Below are 17,151 nucleotides of genomic sequence, written 5' to 3' on the forward strand. Positions count from 1 at the left end.
GGTAAACGTTGCGCGTTTCGTGGCGCCTGAAACGCAGTCTCATTTGACCTTCGCAGCGGCAGCAAGCTTGCGCACGCCCTCTTTCGCATCCTCGGTCGAGTTCATGAAGTTCGTCACGACATCGGTGATGGCCCCGGCTGTTTGCGGCGATTGAAGTTCGCCGAACGCGAGCGAAGGCAGGAACCCGTTGGTCTTGATCGTTGCCTGCTCGTCTGCGCGGGACTTTTTGGCGCAGCTATCGAACTTGTCCATCGACACATCGAGCCTCACAGGAATGGAACCTTTGTAGAGGCTGAACTGCTCCTGGAAATCCGGCGACATGATGGTTTTGGCAAGCGCCAGCTGTCCCGGCGTTGCGTCTTTCTGGCCGTGCTGCTGGAAGAACACGAATGCATCAGCCGTGTAGGTGTACGCATTCGCGGTGCCAGGAGCGGCCGCGCAGACATAGTCGAGATCCGCCTTCTTGTTCGCGTTGGCGAACTCACCCTTGGCCCAGTCGCCCATGAACTGCATGCCGCCCGAGCCGGAAATCACCATCGCAGTCGCGAGATTCCAGTCGCGGCCGTGATAGCCCTTGTCGAAATACGAGCGGATTTTCTGCACCGTCTCGAACACCTGCACCATCTGCGGCGACGTCAGCGTCTTCTGGTCGAGATCGATCAATGCCTTGCGATAAAAGTCCGCGCCTTGCGACAGGACGACTGTCTCCCAGATCGTCATGTCCTGCCAGGGTTGACCGCCGTGCGCGACAGGCGTGATGCCAGCCGCGCGAAACTTGTCGGCGAGCGCGAAGAACTCCGGCCATGTCGTGGGCGGCGTACCGCCGACCTTGTCGAGATCCGCTTTGTTGATCCACAGCCAGTTGATCCGATGCACGGAAAAAGGCGCCGCCACATAGTGACCGCCCGACTTCATCGCATTGTCGATTTGCGCGGGAATATGGGCTTTCCAGTCGGTCGCGGACTTGTCGATGGTTACCAGCGTGCCCTGCTCCGCCCAGTCCTGAATCAACGGCCCCTTGATCTGCGCAGCCGATGGCGCATTGCCCGAGATCACCTGCGTCTTCAGTGCCGTCATGGCCGCCGCGCCCGCGCCGCCCGCGATAGCGAAGTCTTTCCACTCGTAGCCCTGTTTGCTCATGTCGTCCTTGAGCACGCGGATCGCTTTCGATTCGCCGCCCGAGGTCCACCAGTGCAATACCGAAAGCTGTTCGGCGGCAAGTGCAGCATGCGTACCGGCGAGAAGCAGCGCGGCAGCCGTCGCCACCGATGTCAGTGATCGTTTCATTGCAGTCTCCGAATTTTTCTTTATGGATGAGGCGACGCAGTCGCGATCTGCCGAACGCGCATGCGTGCCTGTTTTCAGCTACAGATCGAACCCGAGTTGTGCCTTGCCAAGCGGCGTCAGGTCGTCGGCCGTCGCGCGGCCGGTGAAATCGACTTCGAAGTGATCAGTCGGAAAGTCCGGCGGACTTTCGCCCTTCAGGAAGCTCGGCAACTGGCGCTTCAGATAAGCATCGTTCTTGGCGCAGCCGGGCACCGAGGCGATGTACATCACATTGCTGTAACCCGCGCCCTTATGCTCGTCTTCGACGGCATGGATAACGTCGCTGTGCCAGAACACGGTGTCGCCTGCCTCCATTTTCGGAATCGACGACAACGCTTCGAATAGTGGCGCGTGAAACTCCGGCTTGATCGATAGCGCGCGCCCTGGCATCGCACCGCACAGGTCGTCATCCGCGACATCGTCCTGCAGCGCGCGCAACAGGATGTACACCATCGAATTAGCGATGGGTACGAGTTGCAGCGTGCCGTCGCCCGGCCCTTGCGGCGTCAGCGCGGTCCAGCCCTGGAAGGTGCGGAACATCGAGCAGACGGCGGGCGACGCGATCTCTTCCACGTCGGTGCGGAAAGCGGCGTCGAACGCATCGTAATCGCGCCAGTTACCCGAAAACACATGGCGATACACCTTGCGAAAATTGCTTTCGATCCATCGCTCGACCGAGCCGCCATCGCAATGCGCCGACAAGCCAAGCGATGCCGAACCCGGCGGCCGGCGACGCAGTCGGTCGGCATAAACAGGCACATGCTCCGGATCGAAGTGAACGCGTCCGTCGCTTTCGTTACGCCATAGCTTGTTGAGAAAGACACGCGCCGCCGTGAGCGATTCCGACTCACGCGCCAGCACTTGCGGCTTCGACCAGTACACGCCGTAGATCTGCGGTTTGCTCGATGCCAGCTGCCCGAAGTATTTGTCCTCGGCGCGGTTTTCGAGGCGCTTGTCGAGATGATTCCGCTCGACATACTGCGCGATATCGTCGTCCCAGCCTTGCACGAGCGCACGAGGGAACACATTGCGAATCACACAGGCGCCGCGTGCCTTGACGAGCGCAATCTGTTCCGCCGTCACACGTTGTTCGGCGATGTCGGCAAACGCAATCTCGGGAATCACGTTTTCCCCGCGTTCACGCTGCGTCGCGATACGCTTCGCCTCTTCGCTGATCGCCGCTTCGACCTCAGCGAACACCTCCCGGTAATTCGGCAATGCCGCGCGCAGTTCTTTTTTTGCCTGCCGGATTGCACCCGGCAAGTCGTTGATTACCAGCGCCATGATCGTCTCCGTTTGCATTTCGTGTCCGGTAGCATATGCCGCGCAGGTAAGCCGTAGTGATACTATTCAGGCAATTACTTTGCGTTTTCGGACAAGGCAGCGGTCATGAAACCAGCCTACGAGCATGTCGAGTTCGGCGAGGATTGTTCGGTCCGGGTTTACCATCGGCGGCTTCCGCGTATTCCGTTCGAGTGGCATCACCACCCGGAATACGAGCTGACGCTGACCATGAACAGCCACGGCAAGCGCTACATCGGCGACTCGGTCAACGACTATGAGGCGGAAGATCTCGTCCTCGTTCCGCCCGATTTGCCGCATACATGGGCGTCGAACCGATCGATCGAACCTTCGTCGCCGCAGGTCGCCATCGTTATCTGGTTCGACGGCGACTGGGCGCGGCGTATGGCGGATTGCTGCCGCGAATACGAGCCGCTGCGCAAGCTGTTGCGCAGAGCCGCGTCCGGGCTGGCATTCGATCCGCCCGCCGGCGAATGGATGCGCGGACGTCTGGAACAGTTGCTATCGAATGTGGCACGCGAACGCCTTAGCGCCGCGCTCGACATTCTCTGCACGCTCGCCGACGCGCCCGGCCATCCGCTCGCCTCACCGAGCGCCTTCAATCAGACGAACACAGGCCCATCAGGCCACGAGCCTGAACGGATCAATCGTGTCCTGTCGATCATCGATGCGCGCTTTGCCGAACCGCTGAAGCTGTCGGAACTCTGCGCGGCCGCCAGCCTGTCGGAGCGCACGCTCACGCGTTATTTTGTGCAGCACATTGGCGAGAGTGTCGGGAAGTATATTGCGCGCGTTCGCATCGGGCATGCGTGCCGGATGCTGGCCGATACCTCGCTGCCTGTGGCCGTGATTGCTGCCCGCTCGGGGTTTGCAAACGTCGCCAATTTCAACCGTCAGTTCAAGGCGGCCAAGCAGGCGACGCCGGCCGAATACCGGCAGCAATTCCTGGCCGCTGGGTCTTCCGGCCAGGATGCGACGGCCCGCTTGACCGAGCGGTCTCCTTCATTACAGAGAAAGCGCAAATCATCCGGTGGGAAAAACGGCGAAGCGAGCGCTAGATAGTCACGCGTATGCGTGAATCCGTTCAGATGCCGTCGGCGTTGTACCACTTCGGATGAAAAGCCTTGACGATCGCGCCATCTGTTCTGAGCGCGTGGCACCCGTCGAGCTGAAAAGGGCGGTCCACAGCGCTCGCGTTGAGTTCTTCGCTCATCGTCTGAAACGCGGCCGTCGCAACCGCGCCAATCAGTTCGGTCATGTGCGTGCAACCGTTCACGCCGCCGAACAGGCTTCTCGCCTCGCGCATGAAGCCTGCGCCGAGCTTCATGCCCTTCAGCTTGCCGTAGCTGACGGCAATCGCGTCGCAGTAGCCGACATAAGGCACGGTTGCCGACTCGACCTGCACGTCCCGTACGACGAAGTCGACGCCGATGGTGATACACAGGCGCATTTCGTGAATCGGTTGTCCCGCCTTCACGAACACGCCGTGCGACGCGCGATCATAAGACTTGGTATCGCGCAGATGCCCTTCGACGTCGTACAGGCCGTCCGCACGCCGGTAGCCCTGCAGCGCGATATGCCGCGTATGAAGCGGCACGCGGCTTTGCCCACGGACATCCGGCTGCTCGGAAGGCGAGACGTCGCTCACAGTTCGCTCACGACTTCCGGTACGACAGCGAACAGATCGCCGACGAGGCCATAATCCGCGACGCTGAAGATCGGCGCTTCTTCGTCCTTGTTGATCGCGACGATTACCTTCGAGTCTTTCATGCCGGCCAGATGCTGGATCGCGCCCGAAATGCCGACCGCGATATAGAGCTGCGGTGCGACGATCTTGCCGGTCTGTCCAACCTGGTAATCGTTCGGGACGTAGCCCGCATCCACTGCTGCGCGTGATGCGCCCAGAGCGGCTTGCAGTTTGTCGGCCAGTGGTTCGAGAACCTTCGTGTAGTTCTCGCCGCTGCCCAGACCACGTCCGCCTGACACGATGATGTTCGCGCTCGTGAGTTCCGGGCGATCCAGCTTCGTCACTTCGCGGCTCACGAACTGTGAGATGCCCGCGTCAGCTGCAGCTTCGATCTTTTCGACCGCCGCATTGCCACCCTCTGCCGCAACGGCATCGAAGCCTGTTGCGCGCACCGTGATGACCTTGATTGCGTCTTGTGATTGAACCGTTGCGATTGCATTGCCCGCGTAGATCGGCCGTTCGAACGTGTCGGCGCTGACCACAGCGGTAATCTCGCTGATCTGCGCGACGTCGAGTTTCGCAGCGAGACGCGGCGCGATGTTCTTGCCGTAAGCCGTTGCGGGCGCGAGGATGTGCGAATAGTCCTTCGCGATGTTCAGCACCGTCGCTTCGACGTTTTCTGCGAGACCTTCGGCGAGTTGCGGTGCATCAGCCAGCAGCACCTTCGACACACCTGCCACTTTCGCCGCCGCATCCGCCGCGCCTTGCGCGTTGTGTCCCGCAACCAGCACATGCACATCGCCGCCGACGAATGTGCAAACTGCGTGCGCAGCAGCAACCGTATTCAGCGTCGCTGCCTTGAGCGCCGCATTGTCATGTTCAGCAACTACCAGAATAGCCATAACTTGAATCTCCTTTACAGAACCTTGGCTTCCGTCTTGAGCTTCTCGACCAGCGTTTTCGCGTCGGCCACCTTCACGCCAGCCGAGCGCTTCGGCGGCTCGCTGACTTTCAGCGTCTTCAGGCGCGGCGTGATATCGACGCCAAGGTCCTCCGGCTTCACGGTCTCCAGCGGCTTCTTCTTCGCCTTCATGATGTTCGGCAGCGTCACATAACGCGGCTCGTTCAAACGCAGATCGGTGGTGACGACTGCGGGCAACGTCAGTGACAACGTCTCCGCGCCGCCGTCGATTTCACGCGACACAGTGGCCTTGCCATCAGCGACAACGACCTTCGATGCAAACGTCGCTTGCGGCAGCCCAGCCAGAGCGGCCAGCATCTGACCAGTCTGGTTCGAATCGTCGTCGATCGCCTGCTTGCCCAGAATCACGAGCGAAGGTTGCTCCTTGTCGACCAGCGCCTTCAGGAGTTTCGCAACCGCCAGCGGCTGAAGATCTTCCGCCGACTCGACCAGCACCGCACGATCCGCACCGATCGCCAGCGCCGTACGCAAGGTCTCCTGACATTGCGCAACGCCGCACGACACAGCGATGACTTCGCTCGCCACACCCGCTTCCTTCAGGCGCACGGCTTCTTCAACAGCAATCTCGTCGAACGGATTCATCGACATCTTCACGTTCGCGATATCGACACCCGTGCCATCCGACTTCACGCGGACCTTCACGTTGTAATCGACGACCCGTTTCACTGGCACCAGAACCTTCATCCTTGCTTTCTCCGTTATCCGCGCTCACGCGGCCTGAATTCGTTTCGCCCGGTCGACGATCGGCTTGTCGACCAGTTTTCCATCCACCGATATCGCGCCGCGCGGATTCTCCGCGAGCGCCGCCAGCACGCGCGCCGCCCATGCGCGCTCGGCGTCGCTCGGCGCGAAGCCGTTGTTCACCGCATCGACCTGTTTGGGATGAATGCAAAGCTTGCCGCCGAAACCGAAGCGCCGCGCGTCGAGCACATCGGCCGCGATCAACGGCGCGTCATCGGTGGCGAGCGTCACGCCATCGATCGGCGCCTGCAGTCCCGCGAAGCGCGACTCGATCACGAACTGCGAACGCACGTAATCGAGTTCGCGCCCGCATCCGTCGATACCTGCGTCGACGCCGAAATCGAACGATCCAAACGCCAGCCGCGCGACGCCCTTGCATTGCGCGACCTCACGCAAGCGCACGACACCCGCCACGCTTTCCACCAGCGCAATCACTTCAGCACCGTCCGCGCAGCGCGCGACGATATCTGAAAGTTGCAAGGCCTCTTCCGCTTTGGGCACCATCACGCGCAGCAAACCTGCCGCACGCAGCATCGCCACGTCTTCCTCGTGCCACGGCGTGCCGAACGCATTCACCCGCACGACGATGCGCGCACGATCAGCGTCGGCCAGACCCGAATGCAACCACGTGGCGATCTGGTCGCGCGCATTCGCTTTTGCATCGATTGAAACGGCGTCTTCCAGATCGATCACAACCTGATGCGCACTCGTGGCGACGGCCTTGGAAAAGCGCTCCGGACGGTCGCCCGGAACGAACAGATAGCTGCGTGCAATCATGCAAGGTCCTGTGAAGCTTCAGGTCCCCGTCCATCCGCGCTGGAAGGTTTCGGAATAGCTGAAGCGCTCGGCGGGATGAATGCTGATCGAAGCCTCGACCACCTCGCCCCGCCGGTTGATATAGCGGCGCAGCAGCCAGAGCGCCGGCGAACGCGCCTTCGCATTGACGATGCGCGCGATGTCGGCGGTCAGCGCGACCGCCTTGATTTCCTGCTGAACCTGCGTGATCTGCTCGCCGAACTGCCGCTCGATCATCGTGAAGATGGGCGTATGCGGCTGATCCTCGATGCCCGTCAGCGAGCGGAACGCCGGCTGGATATACACCTCCGTGTGACAGATGGGATCGACGCTCTCGGGAGAACGCCGCACCCCTTCCAGACGCAGCCACGTTTCGCCGGGCTTTGCCTGCAGCATCGCGCACAGCGATGCATCGGAGACTTCCACCGTCTCTTTCTTCAGCAACTGAAGCACGGTATCGGCCGTGTAGCGATGCAGATCGCTCAGCTCCTGCATCACCTGCCGGTAACTGCCTTCGGCGCTGACCGCCTTGACCGTCGTTCCGACGCCTGCCTGGCGGACCACCATGCCCAACTGCACGAGTTGCTTGACCGCTTCGCGCACGGTCGAGCGGCTCGCGCCGAACTGTTCGCACAGTTCGAATTCGGTGGGAATGGTCGAGCCGACGGGAAAGCGTCCGCTTTGAATTTCGTTGATGAGCGTCTGCGCCAGTTGCATGTAGCGAGGCTGCTGACCGAGCACGTTAACCATCTTTTGCACGCACGATGAAGGATTGACGAACGGATCCGCCTGCTGCGCCTCATCGTGCGTGGCCAGAATGGTCATTGCACGACACCGCCTTCGCGCAGCCCGGCGATCCGATCAGCATCGTAACCGAGTTCGGCGAGAAGCCTTGCGTTGTCTTGCCCCAGTTCGGGCGCGGCACGCATCGGCAGCGGCTCGTCGACACGCACGGGCGCCGCCACGCCGCGGATTTTCCCGAAGCGCGGATGCTCGGCATCGACCACGCTTTCGCGCTCGGCGACGAACGGATTCTCGAGCGCCTGACGGATGTCGTAGACGGGCGCGGCGGGCACGCGGCCGCCCAGCCGTTCGAGCCACTCCGCCGTGGTGGCGCGCGACAGCGCCGCATCCAGTTCCCGCTCGACCAGATCGCGATTGGCGAGCCGCGCCTTGAAACTCGCGAAGCGTTCGTCGCTGACCCACGACGGCCGGTCGAGAATCTCCGCCAGCACGCCCCAGAATTTTTCCTTGTTGCACATCAGGAAAATCCAGCCGTCTTTCGTCTTGTACAGCTGGCTCGGCGTCAGCGACGGATGCGCGGAACGCCGGTCGCGGCCCGTCACCACATCGCCGTTCAGATACCACGTCGCCACGTACGCGAGGTTATGCAGCGCCACATCGAAGAGACTCGTGTCGAGATCGCGTCCGATGCCCGTCGCGCGCGCCTGCACCAGACCTGCTAGCAAAGCCATTGCGGCTGTCGTGCCGGTCATCAGATCGATGATCGACAGACCGAAGCGCGCGGGCGGCGCATCGGGCTCGCCCGTCACCGACAGATAGCCCGCTTCCGCCTGCATCAGGTAGTCGTAACCGGGCCACGACGCGCGGCTGCCCGTGCGGCCATACGCGGACAGATGCGCGCACACGATCGCGGGGTTGGCCGCTTTCAACTGGTCGTAGGTCAGGCCGAGCTTCACGGGCAAATCGCCACGCAGGTTGTTGAACACGGCGTCGGCCGTCTTGACCAGATCGAGCAGGACTTCACGGCCTTCAGGCTTCTTCAGGTCGAGCGTCAGACTGCACTTGTTGCGGTTGAACGCCTCGAAGAAGTGACTATCGCCTTCACCGAAAAAATGCGGTCCGACACTGCGGCCCACGTCGCCGCCTTCGCGGAAATTTTCGATCTTGATCACTTCCGCGCCGAGGTCGGCCAGGTGTTGCGTGGCAAACGGGCCCGCACCGTATTGTTCGACGGCGACGATACGCACGCCGGAAAGTGGCAGGCTCATGCAGGGTTCCTCGCAATCAGCATCTTCGCAATGATGAGGCGCTGCATCTCGTTGGTGCCTTCGCCGATCGTCAGCAGCGGCGCATCGCGATACAGCCGCTCGACGTTGTATTCCTTCGAATAACCGTACGCGCCATGAATGCGCATCGCTTCCATGCTGTTCTCGACGGCGGCTTCCGTCGCGAAGTACTTCGCCATGCCCGCTTCCATGTCGCAGCGCAGGCCCTTGTCGTAGGCACGCGCTGCCGAGTCCGTAAGGAGACGCGCGGCTTCGACGCGTGTCGCCATTTCACCGAGCTTCAGCGCGATCGCCTGATGCTCGCAGATTGGCTTGCCGAAGGTTTTGCGCTGCTGTGAGTAAGAGACGGCTTCATCGAGCGCGGCCTGAGCGACACCGACGCCGCGCGCCGCCACGTTGATGCGGCCCAGTTCCAGCCCGCTCAGAATCTGCTTGAGACCCAGTCCTTCCTCGCCGCCAATCACGCGCGATACGGGGACGCGGAAATCCGTGAAGGTCAGCTCGCACGTATCGATGCCCTTGTAGCCGAGCTTCTGCAATTGCCGGCTCACTTCATAACCCGGGCCTTTCTCGACGATCAGCAGGCTCATGCCTTTATGGCGCGGCTGCGCTTCAGGGTCCGTCTTCACCAGCAGCGCGAGAATGTTGCCGTACTTGCTGTTGGTAATCCACGTCTTGCTGCCGTTCACCACGTACTCGTCGCCATCGCGCTTCGCCACGGTGCGGATGGCCTGCAGGTCCGTACCGCAATCCGGCTCCGTCAACCCGATGCCGCCGCGCAGTTCGCCCGTTGCCATGCGCGGCAGGAACTCGCGTTTCTGCGCTTCGGTGCCGTTGCGCTGGATCGTCATCGCCATGATCAGATGCGAATTGATGATGCCGCTCACCGACATCCACACAGCGGAAATGCGATCGACGATCTTCGCGTAAGTCGACGTCGACAGACCCAGCCCGCCGTACTCCGTTGCGATCAGACAGCCGAACAGGCCCATCTCCTTCATCTTCTCGACGATCTCGTGCGGGTATTCGTCCTTTGCATCGAGTTCGTGCACATACGGTTTGACTTCCGTTTTCAGGAAGCGGTCGAGCATATCGAGAATCAGCGTTTCGTTCTCGGCGTACTCGCTTGCTTCCTGTTGCGGGTCGATGTCGATCGTGGCCATCATTTCTCCTGGTATTGCCTGTTCGTTGGACTCGTTACGATGCGCGCAACACACTGGCGAGCGCGCGTGCCGGTTGCCGGTCGAGTGACAGCACGGCTTCGCAGATGCGTTCGGCTTCGGCGCGCGATACGCCGCGCTGCGCGTTGTCATAGAACTTCGCGACGATGTCGTCATTGCTGAGCGGCCGGTCGGCCGAGCCGCGATTGATCGCCTCGCGATGCATGAGACGCCGGCCGTCGCGCGTATGGACGATCACTTCGCCCGTGTAATGCAGCGGGAACGTCGTGTCGGGATCGGCCTCATGCGTCACGCGCGCCGCGAGTGCACGCACGGCTTCGTCGCCGAGTGCAGCGGGGTCGAGATCGTCGAGCGTGAAGCGGCCATGCAGCAAGCCTGTCGCGACGATGTACGGAATGCTGAACTGCGCGTCATAGCTATTCGAAGGCTTCTGCTTGTTCGCAACCGGTTCGCACACGATGGGAATCGTCGCCTCCGGCACACGCACGACAACGCGCTCGATCTCTTCCGCACGCAAGCCATGCTCGCGATACAGCGCAATGGCCGCATCCGACGATGCATGCGTGAAATGGCATGCAGGAATCGGCTTGAGCGCAACGCCGTCGATCTCCCACGTTTCGCCCAGGCCACGCGTAGCGAGCGCGAGATCCGGCGCATCGGACGATGCCTTCAGATACAGCGCGTACAAACCGAAGCGACCTTCATACGGCGCACCCGGACCGATGTAGCCATGCTTCGCGAGCGTCGCCGCCGTGGTCCCCGCGACTGCTGCCCAGCCAGGATGGAGACGCTTGGTCCACGCGCCGTCCTGCAGGAATTCGAGGCTGCCCGATGCCATTGAAAGCGCGATACCTTGTGCATGTCGAGCCGCCTCCTCGTCCAGATTGAGCAGACGCGCAGCCGCGAGCGCGCAGCCGAATGCAGCGGCAAGCCCGGTCGGATGAAAACCCGCGTGATGGAAACCGCTCTTCGCCGCTGCGCCAACACGCGTCGACACTTCCATTGCGCACAGATAGGCCAGCAGCAGATCGGCGCCGCTCGCGTCCTCGCGTTCAGCGAGATTGAATGCGCAAGGCAACGCACTCGCCGTCGAATGAATCACACCGCGCGCATGCGTGTCGTCGAAATCGAGGCTGTGGATCAGGAGGCCGTTGAGCAACATCGCGTCGCGCAGTGCGAGCCGTTCGCGATGACCGAACACGGTCGCCTCGCCGCCGCCGAGTTCCTGCATCGCCGCGAGCGTGGACGTTGCATACGGCAGTCCCACCGTCGCGTATGAAAGCCCAATACTGTCGAGGATCAGATGCTTCGCGCGCTCGCGCACGTCGCGCGGGACATCTTCCAGTTGCAAACGAGTCGTGAACGCTGCGAGTTGTTGTGAAATGGTTTGAGCCTGTTGCTGCATCTCGTTGCGAGCGTTCATCGCGCGGCTCCCTGGTGATTGAGCGACAACTCGTTATCGGCGGCTTCTTCATCGGGCGACACGTCTTCCAGCGAGAACTGGTTGGCATCGACACCGAGGCTCATCACAGCGATCACGAGCAGCAGCAGAACACCCGCCACCATCCCGAGCACACCAAACAGACCCCATTGCGCAAACAGGATCACGGCGGCATAGGACGTCAGCATCGACGCAATCCGTCCGCACACACCCGCCACGCCAGTACCGCGCAAACGCAGCGCCGTCGGGAACAGTTCAGGCACATAACCGAACAGACCCAGCGTGACGATGCCGAAGATGCAGCTCACCAGCGTAAAGCCGACGATCGCGATGGCCGCATTCACCGTCATCTGCGGATAGATGAAGCCGAGCACGATCGTGACGATGCAGTACATCACCAGCCCTTTCGCGCGGCCCAGACGGTCGGCCGTGAGATAGCCGAGCACCGCACCGAACGGCGCACCCAGCGACATCAAGGTCGTGAAGCCAAGCGACGTCACCACGTCACGGCCTTCATGCACGAAGAACGTCGGCAGCCACGCGACAAAACCGTACACGGATACATTCACCGCAATGGCCGTCAATGCCGCCGTCAACGTGCGGGCCAGCATGCCGCGCCGGAACAGCGCCGACAGCGGCACGCGAGGTACAACGAGGTTTTGCGTGCGGGCGCATTCGGACAGCGGACCTTTTTCGCGTGCGACTTCAGCTTCGATCGCGCTCACGGTCTGCTCCGCCTCCTGCGTGCGGCCCACCGATTCGAGCCAGCGCGGCGATTCCGGCATGCGGTGACGCAGCGCCCACACGATCACCGCGCCAATGCCTGCGATGCCGAACATCCAGCGCCAGCCGAGATGCGGAATCACCAGATAACCCACACTCGTTGCAATGACGAGCCCCGAATTGACGATCAGGCCCAGCAGCGAAATCCAGCGGCCGCGGTAGCCCGGCGGAATGAATTCGCACAACGTGCCCGCCGCGACGACCAGTTCGGCGCCCAGCCCGATGCCCATGATGAAGCGCGCACCGATCAGCCACTGGATAGTCGGCGCAAACGCGGCAACGAAGGACATCACGCCGAACAGCGCGAGGTTGAACTGATACGACGAGCGGCGGCCGAAGCGGTCGCCGAGATAGCCGGACAAGCCCGCACCCAGCACCATGCCGAGAAAGCCCGACGAGACGAACAGCGCGTTGAGTTGCAGCGTGGAAAAGCCTGCCTTGAGCATGGCCGCTGACACGCCGCCCGCAAGATAGATATCGAACGCATCGAGGCACGCGCCCGCGCTGATAAGCCCGAGTATCTTCCAGTGAAAGCGGGCCATCGGCAGACGGTCTAGCCGGGCGCCTGAGCTTACGAATTGACTCACAGTTGTCTCCAGTACTGTGACGGTGAACCGCGCCTCACGCCGCTCTGCGGCAGCTATGTCGAGGATCCGGTATGAGCGGCCGGCATGCGCTGCCGGCCATCGGGTATTCAGTCTTCAGCCGTGCCGTGTCCGCGTTTGGCGATCAGCGCCGAGCGGATGTAGTCGAGCACGGGCTTGCCGTCCTGATTGAATGCACGTGTATGCACGGTGACGATGCCCTGCGTAGGACGCGATTTCGATTCGCGCACTTCGAGCACTTCGGATTCCGCATACAACGTATCGCCAGCAAATACAGGGCCAGTCAGGCGAATTTCCTTCCAGCCGAGGTTCGCGATTGCCTTGCCGCTCACGTCGTTGACCGACATGCCAAGCACGATCGCCACCGTCAGCCCGCTGCTCACCAGCAGCTTGCCGAATTCGCTCTTCGACGCATGATGCGCGTCGCAATGCATCGGATGAAAGTTCATCGTCAGCAGTGAGAACTGGATGTTGTCGGCGTCGGTGATCGTGCGGCCCGGCCTGTGTTCATAGATGTCGCCGACCGTGAAGTCTTCGAGATACCGCCCGTAGCTCGCCCGATAGCGCTGCTTGCCCACTCTGTCCGAATGCATGTTTGCCTGCTCCTGTCCTAAATGTCACTTTGTACGGACAAAGTATCGGACGCAGGTGAACACGCGTCAAGCGCGGCGTGTCTACGGTAAACCCTGGGATGTCGTGAAGGTGCTGGCGTACAGCGGACGATGCGCTCGCGCATCGCGAAGATGGCGAATGATTCTTGCGGGACTCAGGGACACACGTCAGGCGGCGGGCGCCGGATGCGGCGCCGTGTCTGTCTCACCCCTGTCTCATTCTTTTTGCAGCGCGACGTCGAACGCGATCATGGAACGGGCTGGCCGCGTGCGGCTTCAAGTATCGCGTACCAGTCCTGCCTGGACAAATCGATCTTCAGTCCGTCGAGGGCCGTCTGTATCGACTCGATGCGCCGCGAGCCGGAAATCACGTAGGGAACGCAGGGCAAGCGGAAGATCCACGCATAAGCAATCGCGAGCCAGTTGCTGGCGCCGTGCTTGTGCTGAAGCTCCGTCATGACGTCGCGTACGCGCCGGGCCACTTCGTCTGTTTCCGAAAACAGCCGGCCTCCACCTAACGGCGACCAGATCATCGGCGATACATTGGCTTGCGCAAGGGACTCGAACATCGCGCTATCCAATGCGCCAGGCTCGAACGGAGAAAATTCGATCTGGTTGGTCGCGAGCGATGTCTTTGCGTGCAGCAATTCGAAGTGTCGCGTCGAGAAATTGGACACGCCGAATGCGCGAATCTTGCCCTGCTCCATGAGCGTCTGCGCCGCGCGCGCGATGTCGTCGGTACTCGACAATGAATCGGGTCGATGAATCAGGAAAAGATCCAGGTGGTCGGTCTTCAACCGCTTGAGCGATTCTTCGCAGGCTTCGCGCAAATAGCCGGAGCTGGAATCGTAGTACTTCACGCCGCCCGTTGATGAAGACGGAAACCGGATGCCCGCCTTGCTGATGATCTGAATTTTCCCGCGCAGTGACGGGTCCAGTTCCAGCGCTTCTCCAAAGAGCGATTCGACCGCCCCTCTTCCATAGATGTCCGCATGGTCGAAAGCCGTCACGCCGCGATCGATGCAGCCGTGAATGAAGTCGACGAGTTCGCTTGCGGACATTCCCCATTCGCGAACGCGCCACATCCCGGCTATCACGCGCGGCATGCCCAGTTTCGCGAGTGCATCGCCCGATGCACGTGGTGACGCTTCTTCATTGAACTTGGTCATATATGAAAACGGTCTCAAAGGTTTGTCAGGCACGACACGAACAGGAGTAATTGTTACTTAACAACACTTTTTCTTCAATGTTTTAGGTGTATTCCCTGGACACTCCCCATCGTCATTGCCGCCATTTATGAGACCGGTTACATTGCCACCTCAAGAACACGGTTTTAACCACATGCAAGGAACCTGAACGCTTCCTTGACTTAACGGAGGAGACAGTTGATGAAGACGCGACTTCGCGTAGCAGCGCTCGTAGTGTCGGGGACGGGACTCATTGCCGGCCAGGCATCGGCTCAGAGCAGCGTGACGCTTTACGGCATCATCGATACCGGTCTTGGCTATCAGTCGAGTTCGACGTCGCTCGGTTCGACCTCGGGCGGCCACTCCGCTTACAAGATGATCAACGGCGTCTGGGCGGGCAGCCGCTTCGGCCTGAGAGGCGCGGAAGATCTCGGCGGCGGCACGAAAGCGATTTTCACGCTCGAAGAAGGCTTCAATAGCGCAACGGGCGCGATGGCCACGAACAACCTGATGTTCAGCCGCCAGGCGTTCGTCGGCGTGACCAACGCCACGTATGGCTCGCTGACGGCGGGCCGCCAGTATGCGTCGTACTACCAGTTGCTGTCACCCTATAGCCCAACGACCTGGCTGACCGGTTTCTATGGCGCCCATCCCGGCGATCTGGACGGACTCGACACGGTCTATCGCGCGAATAACACGCTGCTCTATATGTCGCCTTCGCTGTACGGCTTCAAGTTCAGCGGCTCTTATTCGTTTGCGGGCGTTCCCGGCAGCGTGAATCAGGGCTCCACATGGACCACGGCGGTGCAGTACTCGCAAGGCCCGATTGGCGTGGCAGTCGGCTTCTCGCGCATCAACAACTCGACGGCGGGCGGCGGCGCATTCGGGACCGATTCGACCACATCGAATGCGGGCGCGCAGGCAGCCGTGTCGGCCGTCACCAACGGCTATCAGACTGCGCAGGCGCAGCAGCGCTTCGCCGTCGGCTTCGGCTATACGTTCAACAGTCAGTTCGACATCACGGCAACCTACTCGAACGTGCAGTACATCCCGGGAATCAGTTCCTCGTTCCGCAATGAAGCGGTCTGGAATACGGGCGGCATCGTGCTGCACTGGAAGCCGTTGGCCGCATGGGACTTCGCGACCGGCTACAGCTACACGCGTGCTTCGAAGGCGAATGGCATCACGAGTGGCGCGCAATATCAGCAGTTCAATCTCTCGCAGTATTACTCGCTGTCCAAGCGCACGGGCCTCTATGCGCTCGAAGCGTATCAGCGTGCAAACGGCCAGACACTGGGTACGAACGGCAAGTCCATCATCAATGCAACCGCGACGCTCGGCGACGGATTCAACTCGACGCCTTCGTCATCGCGCAGCATGGTCGGTGTGGGCGTGGGGATCGTGCACCGCTTCTAAACGTCTCCAAGGCAAGGTGTAGCAGCACATTCCAAGGTGGCGTGCGAGAGCGCGACCTTTCTGCCCGGGCCCGCCCGGGCATTTTTTCTAACGATGGATCCGCAAACTCAATGGCAACGTTAGAGCGCAAAGCAGGCGTTCGGATCAGTGCCGGCAACAACACAACCGGCATCGCCATCGCGATTGCGATGACAGCGGTATTCGCAGCCAGCGATACGACCGTGAAAGTCATCGGCCCAGCCGTTCCTCTTCTCGCCCTGCTCTGCGTGCGCTATCTGTTCCAGATGATCGTCATGGGTGTCTGGCAGGCGCGACGTGATGTCTATGCGCTTTTTCGCACCGGCAACATCACGCTGCAAATCGTGCGGTCTTTGCTACTGCTCAGCAATACCGCCTGTACCTTTGCGGGTCTACGGTATTTGCCCCTTCCCGTTTCGACATCGCTGGCCATGCTTGCGCCGCTTATTTCCACGCTGCTGGCAGCGCTCGTACTCAAAGACGATGTGCCGATCAGCAAATGGGCGATGGTCGTGCTCGGCTTTGCCGGCATGTTGCTGGTGGTTCGGCCGGGAGGCGGCCAGTTCACATGGACAGTTCTGCTGCCGATCAGCGCGGCCACGAGTTTCGCCTGTTATCAGGTCGTATCAAGTCATCTTTCTCGCATCGATGACGTCAACACGACAAACTTTCTGACGGCACTCTTTGCGACGATCGTGCTAGGCGCGATTCTATGGATAGACCAGACGGAAACGCTCCCCGCTCTGGCGCGCGTGCAACCAGGAAACTGGCTGCTGGTCGCCCTCATGGCGACGATGGCGACCGCGGGTCATCTGCTGATGCTTCAGGCGCTCAAGCGTGCGCCGCTATCGCTACTCACGCCATTTGCTTATGCGCAGCTGGCATTCGCGGCGCTTTTCAGCTGGCTCATATTTGGCCAGGTGCCTGACGCGTGGACAGCGCTCGGCATGTGCATCATTGCGACGGGCGGCATTGGCACGGTACTCATGCACGGCAGACGTGCGCCGAAGGACCGCGCGCCTCGTACCCACGCATCGACCCGTTAG

General features: G+C 61.2%; 16 protein-coding genes. 3 read left to right on the plus strand and 13 right to left on the minus strand.

Annotated elements, in window-relative coordinates; translation table 11 throughout:
• Positions 1 to 39: 39 nt before the first annotated feature.
• Positions 40 to 1,287, minus strand: coding sequence for an ABC transporter substrate-binding protein (locus G3O01_RS21900; protein ID WP_205807302.1), 1,248 nt, complete (start codon positions 1,285 to 1,287; stop codon positions 40 to 42).
• Between the two features lie 78 nt (positions 1,288 to 1,365).
• Positions 1,366 to 2,610, minus strand: coding sequence for a DUF1479 domain-containing protein (locus G3O01_RS21905; protein ID WP_205807304.1), 1,245 nt, complete (start codon positions 2,608 to 2,610; stop codon positions 1,366 to 1,368).
• A 105-nt stretch (positions 2,611 to 2,715) separates the two neighbouring features.
• Here G3O01_RS21905 and G3O01_RS21910 point away from each other — a divergent pair, with 105 nt between their 5' ends.
• Complete coding sequence (locus G3O01_RS21910; protein WP_205807306.1) at positions 2,716 to 3,690, plus strand: helix-turn-helix domain-containing protein; 975 nt, start codon at positions 2,716 to 2,718, stop codon at positions 3,688 to 3,690.
• A 22-nt stretch (positions 3,691 to 3,712) separates the two neighbouring features.
• Here the strand turns inward: G3O01_RS21910 and G3O01_RS21915 are convergent, their stop codons facing one another.
• The 11 genes from G3O01_RS21915 to G3O01_RS21965 form a co-directional block, all read right to left on the minus strand.
• Complete coding sequence (locus G3O01_RS21915) at positions 3,713 to 4,276, minus strand: DUF2889 domain-containing protein (RefSeq protein ID WP_205807308.1); 564 nt, start codon at positions 4,274 to 4,276, stop codon at positions 3,713 to 3,715.
• A complete protein-coding gene (locus tag G3O01_RS21920; protein WP_205807310.1) occupies positions 4,273 to 5,217 on the minus strand; it encodes an electron transfer flavoprotein subunit alpha/FixB family protein in 945 nt (314 codons plus the stop codon). Before G3O01_RS21920 ends, G3O01_RS21915 begins: the two co-directional genes overlap by 4 nt.
• A 14-nt stretch (positions 5,218 to 5,231) precedes the next feature.
• Complete coding sequence (locus G3O01_RS21925; RefSeq protein ID WP_205807312.1) at positions 5,232 to 5,981, minus strand: electron transfer flavoprotein subunit beta/FixA family protein; 750 nt, start codon at positions 5,979 to 5,981, stop codon at positions 5,232 to 5,234.
• Positions 5,982 to 6,005: 24 nt separating this feature from the next.
• A complete protein-coding gene (locus tag G3O01_RS21930) occupies positions 6,006 to 6,815 on the minus strand; it encodes a CoA ester lyase (protein WP_205807313.1) in 810 nt (269 codons plus the stop codon).
• An 18-nt stretch (positions 6,816 to 6,833) separates the two neighbouring features.
• Positions 6,834 to 7,583: a GntR family transcriptional regulator gene (locus tag G3O01_RS21935; RefSeq protein ID WP_241024172.1), complete on the minus strand. Its 750-nt coding sequence runs from the start codon at positions 7,581 to 7,583 to the stop codon at positions 6,834 to 6,836.
• A gap of 71 nt (positions 7,584 to 7,654) precedes the next feature.
• The gene (locus G3O01_RS21940; protein ID WP_205807317.1) at positions 7,655 to 8,845 is read right to left on the minus strand and encodes a CoA transferase; all 1,191 of its coding nucleotides are present in this window, start codon (positions 8,843 to 8,845) and stop codon (positions 7,655 to 7,657) included.
• A complete protein-coding gene (locus G3O01_RS21945) occupies positions 8,842 to 10,026 on the minus strand; it encodes an acyl-CoA dehydrogenase family protein (RefSeq protein WP_205807583.1) in 1,185 nt (394 codons plus the stop codon). Before G3O01_RS21945 ends, G3O01_RS21940 begins: the two co-directional genes overlap by 4 nt.
• Before the next feature lie 34 nt (positions 10,027 to 10,060).
• Positions 10,061 to 11,467: an MmgE/PrpD family protein gene (locus G3O01_RS21950; RefSeq protein WP_205807319.1), complete on the minus strand. Its 1,407-nt coding sequence runs from the start codon at positions 11,465 to 11,467 to the stop codon at positions 10,061 to 10,063.
• On the minus strand, positions 11,464 to 12,855 hold the full coding sequence (locus G3O01_RS21955) for an MFS transporter (RefSeq protein WP_205807321.1): 1,392 nt from the start codon (positions 12,853 to 12,855) through the stop codon (positions 11,464 to 11,466). The genes G3O01_RS21950 and G3O01_RS21955 overlap by 4 nt, the downstream gene beginning before the upstream one ends.
• 107 nt (positions 12,856 to 12,962) lie before the next feature.
• Positions 12,963 to 13,466, minus strand: a complete 504-nt coding sequence (locus G3O01_RS21960; protein WP_109478857.1) for a MaoC family dehydratase — start codon at positions 13,464 to 13,466, stop codon at positions 12,963 to 12,965.
• Between the two features lie 266 nt (positions 13,467 to 13,732).
• Complete coding sequence (locus G3O01_RS21965; protein WP_205807323.1) at positions 13,733 to 14,653, minus strand: aldo/keto reductase; 921 nt, start codon at positions 14,651 to 14,653, stop codon at positions 13,733 to 13,735.
• Positions 14,654 to 14,872: 219 nt separating this feature from the next.
• On the opposite strand from G3O01_RS21965, the gene G3O01_RS21970 reads away from it, so the two are divergent.
• A complete protein-coding gene (locus G3O01_RS21970) occupies positions 14,873 to 16,087 on the plus strand; it encodes a porin (RefSeq protein ID WP_205807325.1) in 1,215 nt (404 codons plus the stop codon).
• Positions 16,088 to 16,128: 41 nt separating this feature from the next.
• Positions 16,129 to 17,151: a DMT family transporter gene (locus tag G3O01_RS21975; RefSeq protein ID WP_346779213.1), complete on the plus strand. Its 1,023-nt coding sequence runs from the start codon at positions 16,129 to 16,131 to the stop codon at positions 17,149 to 17,151.

This window comes from Burkholderia sp. Ac-20365, from assembly GCF_017104715.1.
Lineage (GTDB): Bacteria > Pseudomonadota > Gammaproteobacteria > Burkholderiales > Burkholderiaceae > Paraburkholderia.

What these genes read in the sequence shown, in the direction of transcription:
- G3O01_RS21940 (WP_205807317.1), bottom strand. Translation starts at nt 8,845, where the DNA reads ATGAGCCTGCCACTTTCCGGCGTGCGTATCGTCGCCGTCGAACAATAC.
- G3O01_RS21950 (WP_205807319.1), bottom strand. Translation starts at nt 11,467, where the DNA reads ATGAACGCTCGCAACGAGATGCAGCAACAGGCTCAAACCATTTCACAA.
- G3O01_RS21905 (WP_205807304.1), bottom strand. Translation starts at nt 2,610, where the DNA reads ATGGCGCTGGTAATCAACGACTTGCCGGGTGCAATCCGGCAGGCAAAA.
- G3O01_RS21965 (WP_205807323.1), bottom strand. Translation starts at nt 14,653, where the DNA reads ATGACCAAGTTCAATGAAGAAGCGTCACCACGTGCATCGGGCGATGCA.
- G3O01_RS21935 (WP_241024172.1), bottom strand. Translation starts at nt 7,583, where the DNA reads ATGGTTAACGTGCTCGGTCAGCAGCCTCGCTACATGCAACTGGCGCAG.
- G3O01_RS21960 (WP_109478857.1), bottom strand. Translation starts at nt 13,466, where the DNA reads ATGCATTCGGACAGAGTGGGCAAGCAGCGCTATCGGGCGAGCTACGGG.
- G3O01_RS21970 (WP_205807325.1), top strand. Translation starts at nt 14,873, where the DNA reads ATGAAGACGCGACTTCGCGTAGCAGCGCTCGTAGTGTCGGGGACGGGA.
- G3O01_RS21930 (WP_205807313.1), bottom strand. Translation starts at nt 6,815, where the DNA reads ATGATTGCACGCAGCTATCTGTTCGTTCCGGGCGACCGTCCGGAGCGC.
- G3O01_RS21925 (WP_205807312.1), bottom strand. Translation starts at nt 5,981, where the DNA reads ATGAAGGTTCTGGTGCCAGTGAAACGGGTCGTCGATTACAACGTGAAG.
- G3O01_RS21900 (WP_205807302.1), bottom strand. Translation starts at nt 1,287, where the DNA reads ATGAAACGATCACTGACATCGGTGGCGACGGCTGCCGCGCTGCTTCTC.
- G3O01_RS21920 (WP_205807310.1), bottom strand. Translation starts at nt 5,217, where the DNA reads ATGGCTATTCTGGTAGTTGCTGAACATGACAATGCGGCGCTCAAGGCA.
- G3O01_RS21945 (WP_205807583.1), bottom strand. Translation starts at nt 10,026, where the DNA reads ATGGCCACGATCGACATCGACCCGCAACAGGAAGCAAGCGAGTACGCC.
- G3O01_RS21910 (WP_205807306.1), top strand. Translation starts at nt 2,716, where the DNA reads ATGAAACCAGCCTACGAGCATGTCGAGTTCGGCGAGGATTGTTCGGTC.